At 67.4% G+C, this 17,410-nt stretch carries 15 protein-coding genes and 4 pseudogenes; 9 read left to right on the top strand and 10 right to left on the bottom strand.

Annotated elements, in window-relative coordinates; genetic code table 11:
- Positions 1-34: 34 nt before the first annotated feature.
- Positions 35-1,060, bottom strand: coding sequence for an AI-2E family transporter (locus R0D99_RS09985; protein WP_416365863.1), 1,026 nt, complete (start codon positions 1,058-1,060; stop codon positions 35-37).
- A gap of 32 nt (positions 1,061-1,092) precedes the next feature.
- Positions 1,093-2,167: pseudogene (purM, locus tag R0D99_RS09980) on the bottom strand (phosphoribosylformylglycinamidine cyclo-ligase).
- 246 nt (positions 2,168-2,413) lie between these two features.
- Between purM and hda the strand changes: the two are divergent.
- From hda to R0D99_RS09955, 5 genes and pseudogenes are all read left to right on the top strand, one after another.
- Entirely contained in the window at positions 2,414-3,100 is a 687-nt protein-coding gene (gene hda / locus R0D99_RS09975) for a DnaA regulatory inactivator Hda (protein WP_317748098.1), read from the top strand.
- Between the two features lie 42 nt (positions 3,101-3,142).
- Entirely contained in the window at positions 3,143-3,814 is a 672-nt protein-coding gene (locus tag R0D99_RS09970; protein WP_317748097.1) for an HAD family hydrolase, read from the top strand.
- Positions 3,811-5,401, top strand: a pseudogene (gene pcnB, locus R0D99_RS09965) (polynucleotide adenylyltransferase PcnB). The gene R0D99_RS09970 and the pseudogene pcnB overlap by 4 nt, the downstream one beginning before the upstream one ends.
- Before the next feature lie 17 nt (positions 5,402-5,418).
- Positions 5,419-5,895, top strand: coding sequence for a 2-amino-4-hydroxy-6-hydroxymethyldihydropteridine diphosphokinase (gene folK / locus R0D99_RS09960; protein WP_317748096.1), 477 nt, complete (start codon positions 5,419-5,421; stop codon positions 5,893-5,895).
- Between the two features lie 107 nt (positions 5,896-6,002).
- The gene (locus R0D99_RS09955; RefSeq protein WP_317751063.1) at positions 6,003-6,365 is read left to right on the top strand and encodes a DMT family protein; all 363 of its coding nucleotides are present in this window, start codon (positions 6,003-6,005) and stop codon (positions 6,363-6,365) included.
- A gap of 15 nt (positions 6,366-6,380) precedes the next feature.
- On the opposite strand, the pseudogene R0D99_RS09950 reads toward R0D99_RS09955, so the two are convergent.
- Positions 6,381-8,073, bottom strand: a pseudogene (locus tag R0D99_RS09950) (acyl CoA:acetate/3-ketoacid CoA transferase).
- Positions 8,074-8,122: 49 nt separating this feature from the next.
- Positions 8,123-9,127 carry a tripartite tricarboxylate transporter substrate binding protein gene (locus R0D99_RS09945; RefSeq protein WP_317748095.1) on the bottom strand — a complete coding sequence of 335 codons (1,005 nt, stop codon included), beginning with the start codon at positions 9,125-9,127 and terminating at the stop codon, positions 8,123-8,125.
- A 240-nt stretch (positions 9,128-9,367) separates the two neighbouring features.
- Between R0D99_RS09945 and R0D99_RS09940 the strand changes: the two genes are divergently transcribed.
- Together R0D99_RS09940 and R0D99_RS09935 are read left to right on the top strand one after the other, a co-directional pair.
- A complete protein-coding gene (locus tag R0D99_RS09940) occupies positions 9,368-10,015 on the top strand; it encodes a DUF47 domain-containing protein (protein WP_317748094.1) in 648 nt (215 codons plus the stop codon).
- Positions 10,016-10,028: 13 nt separating this feature from the next.
- Positions 10,029-11,040: pseudogene (locus R0D99_RS09935) on the top strand (inorganic phosphate transporter).
- A 40-nt stretch (positions 11,041-11,080) separates the two neighbouring features.
- Here R0D99_RS09935 and R0D99_RS09930 read toward each other — a convergent pair.
- Positions 11,081-11,527, bottom strand: coding sequence for a hypothetical protein (locus R0D99_RS09930; RefSeq protein ID WP_317748093.1), 447 nt, complete (start codon positions 11,525-11,527; stop codon positions 11,081-11,083).
- Positions 11,528-11,762: 235 nt separating this feature from the next.
- Between R0D99_RS09930 and rpsP the strand changes: the two genes are divergently transcribed.
- Together rpsP and rimM are read left to right on the top strand one after the other, a co-directional pair.
- A complete protein-coding gene (gene rpsP, locus R0D99_RS09925) occupies positions 11,763-12,023 on the top strand; it encodes a 30S ribosomal protein S16 (protein ID WP_317748092.1) in 261 nt (86 codons plus the stop codon).
- A 7-nt stretch (positions 12,024-12,030) separates the two neighbouring features.
- The gene (gene rimM / locus R0D99_RS09920) at positions 12,031-12,600 is read left to right on the top strand and encodes a ribosome maturation factor RimM (protein WP_317748091.1); all 570 of its coding nucleotides are present in this window, start codon (positions 12,031-12,033) and stop codon (positions 12,598-12,600) included.
- Between the two features lie 91 nt (positions 12,601-12,691).
- On the opposite strand, the gene R0D99_RS09915 is transcribed toward rimM, so the two are convergent.
- From R0D99_RS09915 to R0D99_RS09895, 5 genes are all read right to left on the bottom strand, one after another.
- Complete coding sequence (locus R0D99_RS09915; RefSeq protein ID WP_317748090.1) at positions 12,692-12,967, bottom strand: septum formation initiator family protein; 276 nt, start codon at positions 12,965-12,967, stop codon at positions 12,692-12,694.
- A gap of 148 nt (positions 12,968-13,115) precedes the next feature.
- The gene (eno, locus tag R0D99_RS09910; protein WP_317748089.1) at positions 13,116-14,402 is read right to left on the bottom strand and encodes a phosphopyruvate hydratase; all 1,287 of its coding nucleotides are present in this window, start codon (positions 14,400-14,402) and stop codon (positions 13,116-13,118) included.
- Between the two features lie 97 nt (positions 14,403-14,499).
- On the bottom strand, positions 14,500-14,790 hold the full coding sequence (locus tag R0D99_RS09905) for a DUF1330 domain-containing protein (protein ID WP_317748088.1): 291 nt from the start codon (positions 14,788-14,790) through the stop codon (positions 14,500-14,502).
- A gap of 13 nt (positions 14,791-14,803) precedes the next feature.
- The gene (kdsA, locus tag R0D99_RS09900; protein WP_317748087.1) at positions 14,804-15,661 is read right to left on the bottom strand and encodes a 3-deoxy-8-phosphooctulonate synthase; all 858 of its coding nucleotides are present in this window, start codon (positions 15,659-15,661) and stop codon (positions 14,804-14,806) included.
- Positions 15,658-17,343 (bottom strand): CTP synthase, encoded by a 1,686-nt coding sequence (locus tag R0D99_RS09895; RefSeq protein ID WP_317748086.1) that lies wholly within the window; start codon positions 17,341-17,343, stop codon positions 15,658-15,660. Before R0D99_RS09895 ends, kdsA begins: the two co-directional genes overlap by 4 nt.
- Positions 17,344-17,410: the final 67 nt, after the last annotated feature.

The following is a 17,410-nucleotide window of genomic DNA, read 5'->3' as shown; positions in this document are numbered from 1 at the left end:
ATAGCATAGCTATGGCGGCCAGCCAGGCGAACGCCTACACCCAGCCTGACGCTTCGAGCTCTTTCTTGGCGTAGGCGTAGAACAGCGGCGCGGCCACCAATCCGGCGGGGCCGAAGACGGCTTCCATCACGAACATCACGGTCAGCAGCTCCCACACGCTCATGTGCGTGCGGTGGCCGATGACCTTGGCGTTGATGAAGTATTCGGCCTTGTGAATGGCGATGAGAAAGGCCAGGCAGGCCAACGCCACGATGGGCGACACCGACAGGCCCACCAGCGTCAGCACCGCGTTGCACAGCAGGTTGCCGACGATGGGTACCAGCCCTGCGACGAAGGTGAACAGGATCAGCGCCCAGGTGTAGGGCAGCCGGTAGCCCCACAGCGGCAGCACCGCCAGCAGGAAGATCGCCGTAAGACAGGCGTTGAACAGCGCGATGAAGAACTGCGCCACCACGATCTGGCGGAAGGTCTCGCCAAAGCGGGTCAGCCGCAGGTGCAACTGTGCCGACAGCGGCCGCAGCAGGATGACGGTGGGCCGCGCCGCTGCCAACGCGCCCACCAGCAGCCCGACAAAGGCAAACAGCAGCCCGGTGAGCCACGTGCGCCCGGTGGTGGCCAGCGTGCCGGCCTTGCTGGCCAGGTAGTTGGCGATGACGCGCTGCACGTCTTCGGCGCCGCGCGGCAATTGCGTGGCGATGTCGGGCGGCAGCTTGTCGCGCGCCTCCAGCACCGTGCGGGCCAGAAAGGCCAGCAGTTCGCGGTATTGCGTGGGCGCGTCCAGGATCACGCCGCGTGCGCGCGGCACCAGCAGGGCGATCAGCACCAGCGGCAGCAGCGCCACCAGCGCCGCCGCCAGGCGCGGCGCGGTGCCGTCGCGTGCGCGCACCAGCCGGCCCAGCCGCGGCGTGAGCCAGCGCGCCGCCAGAAAGCCCAGGCAGGCGCACAGCAGGCCCGGCAGCAGACCCTGCCACATGATCAGCAGCAGCGCCGCCACCATCATCAGGTGGCTGGCAATGGCCGCCGCGGTTTCGCGGACCTGGGAGCGGTGGGAGGCAGGCAAGGGCGGCGCGCGGGTGAGGGTTGCGGCGGGCGTCAGGCCACGGTGACGGCGGCACCCGCGCCGCGCGGGGCGATGCGGCCGATGTCGTACACCTGTTCACCCGCGGCGCGCAGCGTGGCGGCGCAGGCCGCGGCGGCGTCGGCCGCGACCACCACCACCATGCCGATGCCGTTGTTGAAGGTGCGGTTCATCTCGATGTCGTCGATGCCCGCGGTGGCCTGCAGCCAGGCGAACAATTCGCTCTGCGGCCAACTGCCCTTGACCAGGTGCGCGGCCAGCCCGTCGGGCAGTACGCGGGGGATGTTCTCCAGCAGGCCGCCGCCGGTGATGTGGGCCAGCGCCTTGATGCCAACCGGCGAGCCGGCGTTGTCTGAATGCGGATGCGCTGCCAGCGCGGCCAGCACGTTCTTGACGTAGATGCGCGTGGGCTGCATCACCGCCTGGCGGAAGGGCTGGCCGTCCAGCGTGTCGGGTAGCCCGTCGCCCGCGCGCTCGATGCACTTGCGCACCAGGCTGAAGCCGTTGCTGTGCACGCCGCTGCTGGCCAGTCCCAGCACCACGTCGCCTTCGGCCACGCCCTGGCCGGTGAGGATCTTCGACTTCTCGACCGCGCCCACGCAAAAGCCCGCCAGGTCATATTCGCCCGGCGGGTACATGCCGGGCATCTCGGCCGTCTCGCCGCCGATCAGCGCGCAGCCGGCCAGTTCGCAGCCGCGGGCGATGCCGCCCACCACCGCGGCCGCCGTGTCCACGTCCAGCTTGCCGCAGGCGAAGTAGTCCAGGAAGAACAGCGGCTCGGCGCCCTGCACCAGCACGTCGTTGACGCTCATGGCCACCAGGTCGATGCCCACGGTGTCGTGCACGTTCCACTCGAAGGCGAGCTTGAGCTTGGTGCCCACGCCGTCGGTGCCGCTGACGAGCACCGGCTCCTGGTAGCGCTTGGGCACCTCAAACAGTGCGCCGAAGCCGCCCAGCCCCGACAGCACCCCCTCGCGCATCGTCTTTTTTGGCCAGCGGCTTGATGCGCTCGACCAAGGCGTCGCCGGCCTCGATGTCAACACCGGCGGTCTTGTAGCTGAGAGGGGTGGGGGCGGAAGAAGAAGTCATCGGCACGCAGAAAGAAACGGCGACAGGCGCCGCAACAGGGCGCACACGTAAAATCGACCCCTTGATTCTAGGCGCTGCATTCCCCTTGTATTTCTCCTTTCATGCGTGTTGCGCGGGCGCGGGAGCCATCGTGTCTCCGACGGCCGCGGAGCAGGCCATGCCGGAATGCCGCGGAGCGGGCTTGGCCCGGCCGCTGGCATTGTCCCCCCGGGGGGAAGGCGGCCGGGGGCCGACTCGGGGGGGAGCGTGAAACAAATCGCCCTCGACATCGGCCTCGCCCCCGAACCCACGCTGGACGGCTTTCTGCCCGGGCGCAATGTGCAGATGGCGCAGCACCTGCGGCTGTGGACCGAAAGCGCCACCCGCGCGCCCGTGCCCACGTACCTGTGGGGCCCGTCCGGCAGCGGCAAGACGCACCTGCTTCGCGCCGCGCGCCAGGCCCTGCGCGAGCAGGGCGCCGCCGTCGGCTGGCTGGGCGCCGATTCGCCGCCGCGCCTGCCGTTCGACGACGCCTGGGAAGCTGTGCTGATGGACGACGTGCACCGCTACGGCGCTGAGTTGCAGCACACCGCATTCCAATGGTTCGTCCAGGCGGTAGCGCCCGAGAATGGCAGGCCCCGTGCCGTGCTGGCAGCGGGTGCGCTGCCGCCGGCCGACCTGCCGCTGCGCGAGGACCTGCGCACGCGCCTGGGCTGGGGCCATGTGTTCGAGCTGCACCTGCTGCCCGAATCCGACGTACGCGCCGTGCTGCGCCGCGCGGCCGACGCGCGCGGCGTGTTCCTGTCGGACGAAGTGATGAACTTCGTGCTGGGCCGCTTCTCGCGCGACCTGGGCAGCCTGATGCAGTTGCTGGACCACCTGGACCGCTATGCGCTGCAGACGCAACGCGCGATCACGATCCCGCTGGTCAAGTCGATGCTACAAGATGAATAGCTGTCTGCGCCCTGTGAATGGGCGTTGGGATACGATGAGATGATGAAACTGGCCCTTTTCGACCTTGACCACACGCTGATCCCGATCGATTCGGACCACGCGTGGGGCGAGTTCACCACCCGCATCGGCTGGACCGACGCGGACGAGTTCAAGCGCCGCAACGACGCCTTTTACGAGCAGTACAAGGCCGGCACGCTGGACATCGCCGAATACATCCGCTTCACCACCGACCCGATCCGCCGCCAGGGCGCGGGCAAGTCGGTCGAGGCGCACACGCGCTTCATGCGCGAAGTGATCGCGCCGGCCATCACGCCGCAGGCGCGCGCGCTGGTCGAATCGCACCGCAAGGCGGGCGATCAGCTGGTGGTGGTGACGGCCACCAACGAATTCGTCACGCGGCCCATTGCGCACAGCTTCGGTATCGACGAGCTGATCGCCGTCAATCTGGCGCGCGGGCCGGGCGGCTGGATCAATGGCGAAATCGCCGGCACGCCGTCGTTCCGCGAGGGCAAGGTCACGCGCGTGGCCGAATGGCTGCGTGCGCGCGGCCTCGGCTTCGGCGACGTCGAGATCACTTTCTATTCCGATTCGCGCAACGACCTGCCGCTGCTGGAAAAGGCCCAGCACCCCGTGGCCACCAACCCCGACGACACGCTGCGGGCCGTGGCCACCGAACGCGGCTGGCGCATCCTCGAACTGTTCCCTTCATCATGATCAAGAAATTCATCGGCAAGCTGATCGACAGGGCCACCGGCAACGGCAACGGCCGCAAGCGCTTCGGCAAGCGCGCCGAAATTGGCCCCGACGGCCACGGCATCAACCCGGCCCTGGTCGACGAACGCGCGGCCAACGTGGTGCGCACGCTGAAGGAGGCGGGCTACGAGGCCTACATCGTCGGCGGCGCGGTGCGCGACCTGCTGCTGGGCCTCAAGCCCAAGGACTTCGACGTGGCGACCAACGCCACGCCCGAGCAGGTCAAGGCGCTGTTCCGCCGCGCCTTCATCATCGGCCGGCGCTTTCGCATCGTGCACGTGGTGTACGGGCGCGGGCGCGACCACGAGGTGATCGAGGTTTCCACCTTCCGCGCCTACGTCGACAACGCCACCGCCGACGCGATGGTGCAGGGCAACGAGCGCACTGCCAAGGGCCAGCTGGCCGGCATGAAGCACGCTGTGGATGCGTCGGGCCGCGTGCTGCGCGACAACGTCTGGGGATCGCAGGAAGAAGACGCCGCGCGGCGCGACTTCAGCGTCAACGCCATGTACTACGACCCCGAGTCGCGCGTGGTCGTCGACTACCACCACGGCCTGCAGGACGCGCAGAAGAAGCTGCTGCGCATGATTGGCGACGCCGCCACGCGCTACCGCGAAGACCCGGTGCGCATCATCCGCGCGGTGCGTTTCGGTGCCAAGCTGTCGACGCTCGGTTTCAGGCTGGAGCCGAAGACGGCCCGCCCGCTGGTCGAGGCGCGCGGCCTGCTGGCCGAAATTCCGCAAAGCCGCCTGTTCGACGAGATGATCAAGCTGCTGCAGACCGGCCATGCCGTCGCCAGCGTCGATCAGCTGCGCGCGCTGGGGCTGTCGCAGGGCATCTATCCGCTGCTGGACCTGGTGGTCGAGCGTGCCAACCAGCCCTTCGTCAAGGCCGCGCTGCTCGACACCGACCGCCGCGTGTCCGAAGGCAAGCCCGTGGCGCCGTCCTTCCTGCTGGCCAGCGTGCTGTGGCAGGACGTGCTGGGCGGCTGGAACGCGCGGCTGGCGCGCGGCGAACACCCCTTTCCGGCGCTGCAGGACGCCATCGACGAAGTGTTCAACGCCCGCGTGGGCGACGTGTCGGGCCGCGGCAAGCTGGGCGCCGACATGCGCGAGATCTGGATGATGCAGCCGCGCTTTGAAAAGCGCAGCGGCAACACCCCCCTTCAGCCTGGCCGAACAGCCACGCTTTCGTGCCGGCTTCGACTTTCTGCGTTTGCGCGCCGACGTCGGCGAGATCGACGAAGAGCTGGCCGACTGGTGGCAGGCGTTCAGCGTGGCCGACGACGGCGAGCGCGAAAGCCTGGTGCGCGAATTGCGCGCCGAGCAGCAGCGTGCCAAGAAGGCGCCGCGCGTGCATCGTGTGCCAAAACCGGCCGCTGCGCCCGACGGACAAGCGCCGGCAGCTATTGAAAACAGAGCAGACGACATGCACGACGATGCCGGCGAAGGTGCGCCCACACCGGCCAAGAAGCGCCGCCGCCGTCGCCGCAAGCCGGCCGGCGGCAACGGCGCGCCGGCCGCGCCCGCGCCGGGCGAGCCCGGCTGACCCCGCACGCGACCGCGATGGACGTGCGCGAACCTGTCGTCGCCTACGTCGCGCTGGGCGCCAACCTGGGTCAGCCGCGGGCGGCGCTGGCGCAAGCCATCGATGCGCTGGACGCGCTGCCGCACACCCGCGTGACCGCGCGCTCCAGCCTCTACCGCACCGCGCCGGTCGATGCCGGCGGGCCGGACTTCTTCAACGCGGTGGTGCAACTGTCGACCCGGTTGCCCGCGCCCGTGCTGCTGGATGCGCTGCAGAAACTGGAGCAGGCAGCGGGCCGTGAGCGCCCCTACCGGCACGCGCCGCGCACCCTGGACCTGGACTTGCTGCTGTACGGCGACGCGCGCATCCAAAGCCCGCGCCTGACGGTGCCACACCCGCGCATGCACGAGCGCGCCTTCGTGCTGGTGCCGCTGCATGAAATGGCGCCCGCGCGGGTGGGGCCGGATGCGCTGGCGGCGGTGGCCGGGCAGCGCATTCAGCGTCTGGACGCATGAGGCGGTGTGTCAGGACATTCGCCGCTCGCCATTTCAAGCAGAACAGGCTCTCCGCGCTTGCCTGACCTGCGCGGCCAGCTATCAAAAACGTAGTTCACACCGCCATGTTGCAAACCCTTCAATCCTTGCCCATCTCCTTGCAGACCGTGCTGCTGCTGACGGCCAGCAACGTGTTCATGACCTTCGCCTGGTACGGCCACCTGAAGAACCTGTCGTCGGCGCCGTGGATCGTGGCCGCGCTGGTGAGCTGGGGCATCGCGCTGTTCGAATACCTGCTGCAGGTGCCGGCCAACCGCATCGGGCACCAGCAGTTCAGCATCGGCCAACTGAAGATCATGCAGGAGGTGATCACGCTGGCGGTGTTCGTGCCGTTCGCGCTGCTCTACCTGAAGGAGCCGATCAAGCTCGACTACCTGTGGGCCGCGCTGTGCATGGTGGGCGCGGTGTATTTCATCTTTCGCGGCGGGTGAAGGGGCGCTGGCGGCTCAGTCGCGCAGCCACGCCGCCGAGTCGTCCAGCGACGTGAAGATGCGCGCGTCCATGCTGCGCACGTCGGGCGCCACCGCCACCGGCGCGCCGCAGTGCGCCAGCACGTCGCGCTGCACGTCCAGGCCGGGGGCGATTTCGACCAGCGTCAGCACGGGCTCGCCGTCGGTGCCTGGGCGCATGGCGAACACGGCGCGCTCGGTGATGTAGAGCACGTCGGTGCCCATGCCGGCCACGTAGCGGCCGTTGAACGACAGGTGCGCCACCTGCGGCACGATCTTCTGCAACCGGCCTTCCTGCACGATGCGCAACTGGCCGCCTTGTACGGCCACCCGGAGGCCGCCCGCCGTCAGCGTGCCCATGAACACCACCGCCTTGGCGCTCTGCGTGATGTTGATGAAGCCGCCCACGCCCGCGATCAGGGCCTGATCGCCTTCGCCGAACTTGCTGACGTTGACGTTGCCCGCGCCGTCCAGCTCCGCCAGGCCGAGGATGGCCAGGTCGATGCCGCCGCCTTCGTAGAAGTCGAACTGCGCCGGCTGGTCGATCACCGCCTCGGGGTAGGCAGAGGCGCCGAACGACAGGCCGTCGGCGGGGATGCCGCCCACCGGCCCCGCCTCGACGGTGAGCGTGAAGCCATGCAGGCCCGCGCGATGCGCCATGTCGCCCCACGGCGGCCGGCATGCCCACGCCCAGGTTGACCACGCGCGGCTGGCGGCGCGCCAGTTCGAGCACGGCGCGGCGCTGCACGATGAGCCGCGCCTCGACGGCGGCGGGCTGGCTGCCGTCGCCCTGCGCTGGCGCGGCACGGGCCGGCGCCGAGGGCGCTTCGTCGGCCGGCGCGGCGTCGGGCGTGAAGCGCGCGCCGCGCCACGCGGTGACATACGCGGGGTTGAACGCCTCGCCAAAGGTCATCTGGTGGTCGGCCGGGTCTTCGCACACCACCACGTGGTCGACCAGCAGGCCGGGCACGCGGATGTCGGCCAGGCTCTGGTGATGCTCGACCAGTTCACGCACCTGGGCGATGACGATGCCGCCCGAGTTGTGCGCGGCCTGGGCGATGGCCAGCAGTTCGTGGTGAAAGGCTTCTTCGTGCGCGCTCAGGTTGCCGCGCGTGTCGGCGGCGGTGGCGCGCAGCAGCGCGCAGTGGATGGGAAAGCGCGGGTAGAACAGCCAGTCCTCACCGCGAAAGCGCTCATGCTCGACCCAGCGGACGCCGCCCGCGCGCAGCGCGTCGAGCGCCCGCTGGTTCACCGCGCCGCCCACGTAGCGCGGGTCGATGTCGCTGCGCGGATCGACAAACGTGTGCAGGCCGATCTTGGTCAGCAGGCCGGGCTTGCCACCGCCGATGGCGCGGTACAGGTGGCTGATCACGCCCTGCGGCAGGTTGAAGCCCTCACATTGCTCCTTCAGCGCCAGGTCGATCAGGCGCGTGGCCGAGCGCCAGTGCCCACCGACCACGGTGCGCACCAGCCCCGCGTGGCCGAAGTGGTTGACGCCGCGCCGCGCGCGGTCGCCCTGGCCGGCGGAATACACCAGCGTCAGGTCGCGCGGCGCACCCGTGGCTTCGAAGCGGCGCTCCAGCGCGCTGGTCACGGCTTCGGCGTGGCCGGCACCGACGAATCCGGCGCAGGCCACGGTCCAGCCGGGCTGGATCAAGTCGGCCGCCTGCGCGGCGGTCAGGATGTTCATGGTGGGCGGTGGGGAAGGTTTGCGCGTGGCGGGCCTTGTCGCGCCAGGCTCAACCGTCGGCGGTGACGCCGGCGGCCTTGATCACCTTGCTCCACTTGGCCGTCTCGGCGGCGATGAAGCGGTTGAAGTCTTCCGGCGTGCCGCCGCCGACGAACGTGCCCATGGCGTCCAGCCGCGCCTTGATCTCGTCGCTGGCCAGAAGCTTGTTGATCTCGCTGTTGACGCGCTGCACGATGTCGCGCGGCGTGCCGGCAGGCGCCAGCAGACCGGCCCAGGTGCTGCCGGTGAAGTCCTTGAAGCCCTGCTCGATGAAGGTGGGCGTGTCGGGCAGCACCGGCAGGCGCTTGTCGCCGGCCACGCCGATCAGGCGCACGCGGCCGGCCTTGCCGGGGTTGATGAGGCCGGTGGCGGCGTCAAAGAACAGCGGGATCTGCCCGCCAATCAGATCAGTCAGCGCCGGCGCCGCACCGCGGTAGGGGATGTGGACCATGAACGTCCTGGTCTGCATCTTCCACAGCTCGGTCGTCAGGTGCGCGGCCGAGCCGTTGCCGGACGAGCCGAAGCTGATCTTGCCGGGGTGGGCGCGCGCGTAGTCGATCAGCTCGCTGGCGGTCTTGAACGGGGCGCTGTTGGACACGCCCGCCACCAGCGGCGACACCCCGAGCAGCGCCACGCCGGTCAGGTCCTTGGCCGGGTTGTAGGGCAGCTTGGGGTACAGCGTGGTGTTGGCGGCATACGCGGCGATCACCACGCCAAAGGTGCTGCCGTCGGCCGGCGACTTGGCCAGTGCGTCCACGCCCAGGATGCTGTTGGCGCCGGGCTTGTTCTCGATCACGATGGTCTGCCCCAGCGCCTTCTGCAGCCCCGGCTGCACCAGCCGTGCCATCTGGTCGGTAAACCCGCCGGGCGTGTAGGGCACGATGATGCGGATCGGCTTGGACGGCCACGCCGGTTGCGACCAGGCGGGCGCGGCGACCGAGGCGGCGCCGGCGGCCAGCGCCAGGGTGAAGCGGCGGCGGTTCGGCGCCCGCCCAATGAGTGACGTGGATTGCATGCGGTTGTCTCCTGCGCGAAAAGGCCCGGTTCGGCAACGACGGCACATCGGCCAGGCGACCGGGATCGTTCAATGCGATGGCAAAGTGTAGTGCGCGCGGCGAGCCGACGGGGCGCTGGCATGGCATCTGGCCCCGCCGATTGTGAAGCGAGGGTTGCCGAGTGGTTACACTCACGTGAATGTCATGAAATGCTTTCCATTTCTGGCGCCTACGATCCATCGAAGGGGGAGACCCGTCTCATGCTGTTCAGCAAACTGTTGCCCAAGGAGGGCAATTTTTTTGACCTGTTCAACCAGCACGCCGACCGCATCGTAGAAGCGGCGCAGGCGTTCGAGCGCCTGGTCGACAACTATGCCGATCCGCAGGCGCGCACGCGCTACAACCAGGAAGTGGACAACGCCGAGCGCGCCGCCGACCGCGTGACGGCCGAGGTCAACCGGCTCATTCACACCACCTTCATCACGCCCATCGACCGCGAGCAGATCCACGGCTTGATCAACCTGATGGACGACGTGGCCGACCTGCTGCAGGACTCGGCCGAAACCATGGCGCTGTACGACATCCATCACATGACGGAAGAGATCAAGCGCCTGTCCGACCTGGCGGTGAAGTGCTGCCAACGCGTGCAGGCGGCGGTGCGCCTGCTGGGCAAGATTGCCGAGCAGAACGTGGCCGAGGCGGCGCTCAAGACCTGCGAGGAGATCGACCAGCTCGAATCCGACGCCGACCGCGTCATGCGCGCCGCCATGAGCAAGCTGTTCCGCGAGGAACCCGACGTGCGCGAGGTCATCAAGCTCAAGGCGATCTACGAACTGCTGGAAACGGTGACCGACAAGTGCGAGGCGGTGGCCACACAGATCGAAGGCATCGTGCTCGAGAATTCCTGAAGGGCGCCGGGCCATGGAAACCGCTCAAGCTGCCCTGTGGGTCGTGGCGCTGCTGGTCGCGCTGGCGATCGCGTTCGACTTCATGAACGGCTTTCACGATGCCGCCAACTCGATTGCCACGGTGGTGTCCACCGGCGTGCTGCGGCCGACGCAGGCGGTGCTGTTCGCCGCGTTCTTCAACTTCATCGCGATCTTCATCTTTCACCTCAGCGTCGCGGCGACGGTGGGCAAGGGCATCGTCCAGCCGGGGGTGGTGGACACGCACGTGGTCTTCGGGGCGCTGCTGGGGGCGATCACCTGGAACCTGATCACCTGGTACTACGGCATTCCCAGCAGTTCGTCGCACGCGCTGATCGGCGGCATCGTGGGTGCGGTGATCGCCAAGTCGGGCGTCGGCCAGCTCATCGGCGCCGGCATCATGAAGACGGTGATCTTCATTTTCGTGTCGCCCTTGCTGGGCTACCTGTTCGGCTCGCTCATGATGGTGGGCGTGGCCTGGATATTTCGGCGCACGCGGCCGGGGCGAGTGGACAAGTGGTTCCGCCGGCTGCAACTGGTGAGCGCCGGTGCCTACAGCCTGGGCCACGGCGGCAACGACGCGCAGAAGACCATCGGCATCATCTGGATGCTGCTGATCGCCACCGGCTACACCGCCGCGTCGGACGCGGCCCCGCCGATGTGGGTCATCGTCAGCTGCTACGGCGCCATTGCGTTCGGCACCATGTTTGGCGGCTGGCGCATCGTCAAGACCATGGGGCAGAAGATCACCAAGCTGAAGCCAGTCGGCGGCTTCTGTGCCGAAACCGGGGGGGGCGCTGACCCTGTTCATCGCCACCGGGCTGGGCATCCCGGTGTCGACCACGCACACGATCACGGGCGCCATCGTCGGCGTGGGCTCGACCCAGCGCGCGTCCGCCGTGCGCTGGGGCGTGGCAGGCAATATCGTCTGGGCCTGGGTGCTGACCATTCCGGCCAGCGCGCTGGTGGCGGCGGTCGGCTACTGGCTGAGCCTGGTGCTGTTCTGACGTTGGCGGGGCGAAGCCGGGCCCGGCCCGCGCGCGCAGGTCATTGCGAAATCTTGCGCGCTTCCTCGATCTGGTATTCGAAATACCGCTGGAAGCTGAAAGCCAGCGACGCCATCAGCACCGCGGTGCCCACCATCAGGGCGACGGCGATGCCGATCACGGTGATCCACCGGGTGTGGCCGGGCGCGGCTTCGGGGTCGAGCTGGGGGTTGAACCGCGCGTTCCACTTTTCTGGCGTCATCAGTCCGTAGATGATGGCCATCAGCGCGCAACCCGCGATGGTGAAACCCAGCAGCGGGATCAGCAGCCAGCTCCACTGGTCGTCCTGCCCGAAGCGCTGCACGCGTTCGACGCCATACAGGCCCAGCGCGGTGGGGATCGGCAGCAGCCAGCCGAGCAGGTCGCCAAAGCCCCTCAGATAGAAGCGGTGCAGCCCGAGCGGGCCGCCGAGGAATGTGAGCCAGGTGGCCAGGGTCTTGTTTTTCATCGGGGCAGGCGTCGTATCGGGTATCGCGGAGCAGCGCTGGATGGGGGCCATCAAGGCGCAGGCCAGAGCCCGCGCGGCCAAGCTATAATCATAGGCTTTTCGATGTGTCGCTGGCCGGGTGGCCATGTCGCGTGTCTCAGCATCGAAAGAACCCGGCAGCGCGGTCGTCCGCCAGCTTGCCCCAACCGGGATGGCAGGCCGCATGCAGGAATCACCACCCACAGGATTTTTCACCATGGTCGTTATTCGTCTGTCTCGTGGCGGTGCCAAGGCGCGCCCCTTCTACAACATTGTCGTCGCCGACAAGCGCGTGCGTCGCGATGGCCGCTTCATTGAGCGCATTGGCTTCTACAACCCCGGCGCCGTCGAGGGCGAGGAAGGCCTGCGCATCGCCCAGGACCGCCTGACCCATTGGCTGGGTGTCGGCGCCCAGCCGTCGCCCACCGTGGCCCGCCTGGTCAAGCAGGCTGCCAAGGCCGCGCCCGCCGCCGCCTGACATCCCGATGCACCCGGGAGCGCCCGAGCCGGCCCCGTTGCCGGCGGACGCGGTCGAAGTCGGCCGCATCCTGGACGCCTGGGGCATCAAGGGCTGGTTCAAGGTTCAGCCCTACAGCGCCTCGCCCGAGGCGCTGTTTTCTTCCAAGCGGTGGTTTCTGCAACCATCCGAGCACGGCGCAAAGCCTTCGTTTTCAGGCACCGTTCGCCTGTCGATCAAGGAAGCGCGCGACCATGCCGCCGCGGTGGTCGCCAGCGCCCACGAAATTCCCGACCGCACCGCCGCTGAAGGCCTGAAGGGTGCGCGCATCTTCATTGCCCGTTCGTCCTTCCCGACGCCGGAAGAGGGCGAGTACTACTGGGTCGACCTGATCGGCCTGGCCGTCGTCAACCGCGAAGGGGTGGCGTTGGGCACAGTCAGCGACCTGATGGCCACCGGCCCGCAGCAGGTGCTGGTGATCGCGTACCAGGACAGCGGCAAGCCACTCGAACGCATGATTCCGTTCGTGGACGCCTACGTGGACGATGTCGACCTGACGGCCCGCCGGATCACGGTGGACTGGCAACCGGACTATTGATTTTTGGCGTCTCTCTGCCGAGGTGGGCGGTCGAATGCCGTGGAGCAGGCCCTGCGTGTAAAGCGGCATCAGCCGCTCAGGCCGATGCCTCCTACTTATGTACCTGCACGAAGATCTCGTTGGGCTTGACCATGCCCAGCTCGATGCGGGCACGTTCTTCGACCATGCCCAGGCCGGCGCGCAGGTCTTCCACTTCTGACGCCAGTTGCTCGTTGGTCAGCCGCGCCTGGGCGTTGGCGGCCTGCTGCTGGTCCAGCTTGCGCTGCAGCGCCGTCACGTTGGGCAGGCTGCCGCGCCCCACCCACAACTGGGCGTGAATCACCACCAGCAGCACAAGCAGGACGGCTGGAACGATGCGGGAGGTCATGATGGGCAGGATGGACGCACTGGGGCGGGGCTAAAGTGCTATCTTTTCCGCAGTATAGCGCGAAGCGGGGCGGGCGCCAGGGCGGAAAAGAGGCCCGGGCGACGCCTGGGCGCCGGCCGGGCCGCGCTGGTCGGCGTTGCAGCAGCGCTTACTTCAGGTTGTAGAACGCCTCGCGGCCCGGGTACACGGCCATGTCGCCCAGGTCTTCTTCAATCCGAAGCAACTGGTTGTACTTGGCCATGCGGTCGGAGCGGCTGAGCGAACCGGTCTTGATCTGCCCGGCGTTGGTGCCCACGGCGATGTCGGCAATGGTCGAGTCTTCCGTTTCACCCGAACGGTGGCTGATGACGGCCGTGTAGCCCGCGCGCTTGGCCATCTCGATGGCCTGGAAGGTTTCGGTCAGCGTGCCGATCTGGTTGATCTTGATGAGGATCGAGTTGCCGATGTGCTTGTCGATGCCTTCCTTCAAGATCTTGGTGTTGGTGACGAACAGGTCGTCGCCCACCAGCTGCACCTTCTGGCCCAGCCGCTCGGTCAGCAGCTTCCAGCCGTCCCAGTCGCCCTCGGCCATGCCGTCCTCGATGCTGATGATGGGGTACTTGTCGACCCAGGTGGCCAGCATGTCCGTCCACTGCGCCGCCGACAGCTTGACGCTGCCTTCGCCTTCCAGCACGTAGTGACCGTCCTTGTAGAACTCGCTGCTGGCGCAGTCCAGGCCCAGCACGATGTCCTGGCCGGCGGTGTAGCCCGCATCCGAGATGGCTTGCAGAATGAGCTGGATGGCCGCTTCGTGGTTCTCGACGTTGGGCGCAAAGCCGCCTTCATCGCCCACGGCCACGCTCATGCCCTTGTCGTGGATGATTTTCTTGAGCGCGTGGAACACCTCGGCGCCCTGGCGCAGCGCTTCGCGGAAGCTCTTGGCGCCAATCGGGATGATCATGAACTCCTGCAGGTCCAGGTTGTTGTTGGCGTGCGCGCCGCCGTTGATGACGTTCATCATCGGTACCGGCAACTGGCAGCCGTTCATGCCGCCGAAGTAGCGATACAGCGGCAGGCCGCTCTCTTCAGCCGCCGCGCGCGCCACGGCCATCGACACGGCCAGCATGGCGTTGGCGCCCAGGCGCGACTTGTTGTCGGTGCCGTCCAGGTCGATCAGGGTCTTGTCGAGGAAGGCCTGTTCGGACGCGTCCAGGCCCAGCACGGCTTCGGAAATCTCGGTGTTGATGTGCTCGACGGCCTTCAGCACGCCCTTGCCCAGGTAACGCGCCTTGTCGCCGTCGCGCAGCTCAATCGCTTCGCGCGAGCCGGTGGAGGCGCCGCTGGGCACGGCGGCGCGGCCCATCACGCCGCTTTCCAGCAGCACGTCGCATTCGACGGTGGGGTTGCCGCGGCTGTCGAGAATTTCACGGCCGACGATATCGACGATGGCGCTCATGAGTCATTTCCTAAGGTTTTAAAAAAGAATCAAATATGCTTGCTGCGCTGGATGAATAAGCGCAGGGTGCTATCAATAGTGTAGTATTCAGCGGGCGTCAGACGCCTTCGACCGCCACCAGCCGCATGATGGCCGCGCCTTCGCGCGCCTGGCGGGCCCTGAGGTATTCGGCCGAATCGTAGAAGGCCTTGGCCGCCTCGAAGCTGGAAAACTTGGCGATCACCACGCGCTCGGGTTGCCAGTCACCTTCCATCACCTGGGTCTGGCCGCCGCGCACGCAGATTTCGGCGTTGTGCGCCTTGAAAGCCTCGGTCGACCACTTCTTGTATTCCTCGTACTGCTCGGGGTTGGTGACGCGCACGTTGGCGATGATGTAGCCGCTGGGCATGGCGGGGTTCCTTTCAGGCAGAGAAATCGTTTTCGAGCAGAGGCTGGCGCTTGGTCACCTGATCGAGCGCGAGCAAGGTTTCGAGCAGCGCCTTCATGTGCTTCAGCGGCACGGCGTTCGGCCCGTCGCTGAGCGCGTTTTTGGGGTCGGGATGCGTTTCCATGAACAGTCCGGCCACGCCCACGGCCACGGCCGCGCGCGCCAGCACCGGCACCATTTCGCGCTGGCCGCCGCTGGACGTACCCTGGCCGCCCGGCAACTGCACGCTGTGCGTGGCGTCGAACACCACCGGCGCGCCGGTCTCGCGCATGATCGCCAGGCTGCGCATGTCGCTGACCAGGTTGTTGTAGCCAAAGCTGGCGCCGCGCTCGCAGGCCATGAAGTTGTCGTCGGGCAGGCCGGCTTCGCGCGCGGCGGCGCGCGCCTTGTCGATGACGTTCTTCATGTCATGGGGTGCGAGGAACTGACCCTTCTTGATGTTGACGGGCTTGCCTGATTGCGCCACGGCGCGGATGAAGTCCGTTTGCCGGCACAGGAAGGCGGGCGTCTGCAGCACGTCGACCACCTGGGCGACGGCAGGAATCTCGGCTTCCGAATGCACGTCGGTCAGCACCGGCACACCCAGCGTCTGCTTGACCTTGGCGAGGATGTCCAGCCCCTTGTCCATGCCCGGGCCGCGAAAGCTGGTGCCGGACGAGCGGTTGGCCTTGTCGTAGCTGCTTTTGAAGATGAACGGGATGCCCAGTTGACCGGTGATGTCCTTCAACTGCCCGGCCACGTCCATCTGCAACTGCTCGCTTTCGACCACGCACGGGCCGGCGATCAGGAAGAACGGCTGGTCCAGCCCAATGTCGAATCCGCACAATTTCATTTGACGGCTTTCAGCGTCTTGGCGCCGTCCTGACCCACGCGCGCATCCTGATGCGCCAGCGCGGCCTGGATGAAGGCGTTGAACAGCGGGTGGCCGTCCCAGGGCGTGCTCTTGAATTCGGGGTGGAACTGCACGCCGATGAACCAGGGGTGCACGCTTTGCGGCAGTTCGACGATCTCGGTCAGGTGCTCGCGCTGCGTCAGCGCGGAGATGACGAGGCCCGCGTCGCGCAGCTTGTCCAGGTAGTTGACGTTGGCCTCGTAGCGGTGGCGGTGGCGCTCGGTCACCACGTCGCCGTAGATGCTGTGCGCCAGCGTGCCAGGCTGCACGTCGGAGCTTTGCGCGCCCAGGCGCATGGTGCCGCCCAGGTCAGACTTTTCGCTGCGCTGCTGAATGCTGCCGTCCTTGTCTTTCCACTCGGTGATGAGGGCGATGACGGGGTGGGGCGTGTCGGCGTCGAACTCGGTGCTGTTGGCGCCCGCCAGGCCGGCCACGTTGCGCGCGTATTCGATGGTGGCCACCTGCATGCCCAGGCAAATACCCAGGTAGGGCAACTGGTGCTCGCGCGCATAGCGGGCGGTGGCGATCTTGCCTTCCACCCCGCGCTCGCCAAAGCCGCCGGGCACCAGAATGGCGTCGTACTTGGCCAGTTGCGCCACGCTGGTAGGCGTGATGGTTTCGGAATCCACGTGGTCGATCTTGACCCGTGCGTGGTTGTGCATGCCGGCGTGGCGCAGCGCCTCGTTGACCGACTTGTAGCTGTCCGACAGGTCGACGTACTTGCCGACCATGGCGATGGTGACTTCGCGCTGCGGGTTTTCCACTTCGTGCACCAGCCCGTCCCAGCGCTTCAGGTTGGCGGGCGGCGTGTTCAGGCGCAGCTTGTCGCAGATCAGGCCGTCGAGGCCCTGTTCGTGCAGCATGCGCGGCACCTTGTAGATGCTGTCCACGTCCCACATGCTGATGACGCCCCAGGCCGCCACGTTGGTGAACAGGCTGATCTTGTCACGCTCTTCCTGCGGAATGGGCCGGTCGGCACGGCAGAGCAGGGCGTCGGCCTGGATGCCGATCTCGCGCAGCTTCTGCACCGTGTGCTGGGTGGGCTTGGTCTTGAGCTCGCCCGCGGCGGCGATCCACGGCAGGTAGGTCAGGTGCACGAAGGCGGCGTTGTTCGGCCCCATGCGCAGGCTGAGCTGGCGCACCGCTTCGAGGAAGGGCAGCGACTCAATATCGCCCACGGTGCCGCCGATCTCGACGATGGCGACGTCCACCGCGCCGGCCGTGCCCACGCCCGCGCCGCGCTTGATGAAGTCCTGGATTTCGTTGGTGACGTGCGGGATCACCTGCACCGTCTTGCCCAGGTAGTCGCCCCGGCGCTCTTTTTCGAGCACGCTCTTGTAGATCTGGCCGGTGGTGAAGTTGTTGGCCTTCCTCATCCGCGTGGTGATGAAGCGCTCGTAGTGGCCCAGGTCCAGGTCGGTCTCGGCGCCGTCGTCGGTAACGAACACTTCACCGTGCTGGAAGGGGCTCATGGTGCCCGGATCGACGTTGATGTACGGATCGAGCTTGATGAGGGTGACTTTGAGGCCGCGCGATTCGAGGATCGCAGCGAGGGAGGCCGAGGCGATTCCCTTGCCCAGGGAAGACACCACACCGCCGGTGACGAAGACGAATTTGGTCATGTCAGGACGAAGGGCTTGGAGCCTTCGCTCGGTGGGAAATTTCGATTATAGGAAAGCCGGCATCCCG

Origin of the sequence: Ottowia sp. SB7-C50 (assembly GCF_033110285.1) — a bacterium.
Taxonomy (GTDB): Bacteria; Pseudomonadota; Gammaproteobacteria; order Burkholderiales; family Burkholderiaceae_C; genus Ottowia.
The sequence above is the reverse complement of the archived record's forward strand: the minus strand, read 5'-3'. Positions and strand labels throughout refer to the sequence as shown.

Excerpts from the sequence above, each read along its gene's own strand:
- R0D99_RS09970 (WP_317748097.1), top strand. The coding sequence starts at position 3,143 with ATGAAACTGGCCCTTTTCGACCTTGACCACACGCTGATCCCGATCGAT.
- folK (WP_317748096.1), top strand. The coding sequence starts at position 5,419 with ATGGACGTGCGCGAACCTGTCGTCGCCTACGTCGCGCTGGGCGCCAAC.
- R0D99_RS09945 (WP_317748095.1), bottom strand. The coding sequence starts at position 9,127 with ATGCAATCCACGTCACTCATTGGGCGGGCGCCGAACCGCCGCCGCTTC.
- R0D99_RS09940 (WP_317748094.1), top strand. The coding sequence starts at position 9,368 with ATGCTGTTCAGCAAACTGTTGCCCAAGGAGGGCAATTTTTTTGACCTG.
- R0D99_RS09930 (WP_317748093.1), bottom strand. The coding sequence starts at position 11,527 with ATGAAAAACAAGACCCTGGCCACCTGGCTCACATTCCTCGGCGGCCCG.
- rpsP (WP_317748092.1), top strand. The coding sequence starts at position 11,763 with ATGGTCGTTATTCGTCTGTCTCGTGGCGGTGCCAAGGCGCGCCCCTTC.
- rimM (WP_317748091.1), top strand. The coding sequence starts at position 12,031 with ATGCACCCGGGAGCGCCCGAGCCGGCCCCGTTGCCGGCGGACGCGGTC.
- R0D99_RS09915 (WP_317748090.1), bottom strand. The coding sequence starts at position 12,967 with ATGACCTCCCGCATCGTTCCAGCCGTCCTGCTTGTGCTGCTGGTGGTG.
- eno (WP_317748089.1), bottom strand. The coding sequence starts at position 14,402 with ATGAGCGCCATCGTCGATATCGTCGGCCGTGAAATTCTCGACAGCCGC.
- R0D99_RS09905 (WP_317748088.1), bottom strand. The coding sequence starts at position 14,790 with ATGCCCAGCGGCTACATCATCGCCAACGTGCGCGTCACCAACCCCGAG.
- kdsA (WP_317748087.1), bottom strand. The coding sequence starts at position 15,661 with ATGAAATTGTGCGGATTCGACATTGGGCTGGACCAGCCGTTCTTCCTG.
- R0D99_RS09895 (WP_317748086.1), bottom strand. The coding sequence starts at position 17,343 with ATGACCAAATTCGTCTTCGTCACCGGCGGTGTGGTGTCTTCCCTGGGC.